This window comes from Methylobacterium sp. CCH5-D2, from assembly GCF_001556475.1.
GTDB classification, from domain to species: Bacteria; Pseudomonadota; Alphaproteobacteria; order Rhizobiales; family Beijerinckiaceae; genus Methylobacterium; species Methylobacterium hispanicum.
The window spans coordinates 1-376 of the sequence record NZ_LSIX01001042.1 but is presented as its reverse complement, the minus strand read 5'-3'; the positions used below and the strand labels follow the sequence as shown (position 1 = coordinate 376).

General features: G+C 72.1%; 1 protein-coding gene. It reads left to right on the top strand.

Going from position 1 to position 376, the window contains the following annotated elements; all coding sequences use genetic code 11:
* The coding region (locus AX737_RS28400) for a sensor histidine kinase (RefSeq protein ID WP_197430750.1) at window positions 1-376 on the top strand (376 nt) is incomplete at both ends.

Below are 376 nucleotides of genomic sequence, written 5' to 3'. Positions count from 1 at the left end.
TGGAGGCGCGCATCCTGGCCCTGTCGAAGACCCACGACCTCCTCACCCGGGACGATTGGAGCGGCGCGCCGCTGCGCGAGGTGGTGGAGGCCGAGCTCGGCCCCTACCGCGGCGGTTCCTGCCGCATCGTCTTCGAAGGTCCCGACGTGGCATTGTCGCCGCGCCACGTGCTCTCGCTCGGCATGACTCTGCACGAACTCGCCACCAACGCTGCCAAGTACGGCGCCCTGAGCATGCCGGGCGGCGAGATCCGCGTCCGCTGGCGCGTCGAGCGGACCAACGACGGCGCGCGGCGCCTTCACCTCGACTGGGCGGAGAGTGGCGGTCCGCCGACTTCCGTCCCGTCGCGGCGGGGCTTCGGCACTCGCCTGATCGC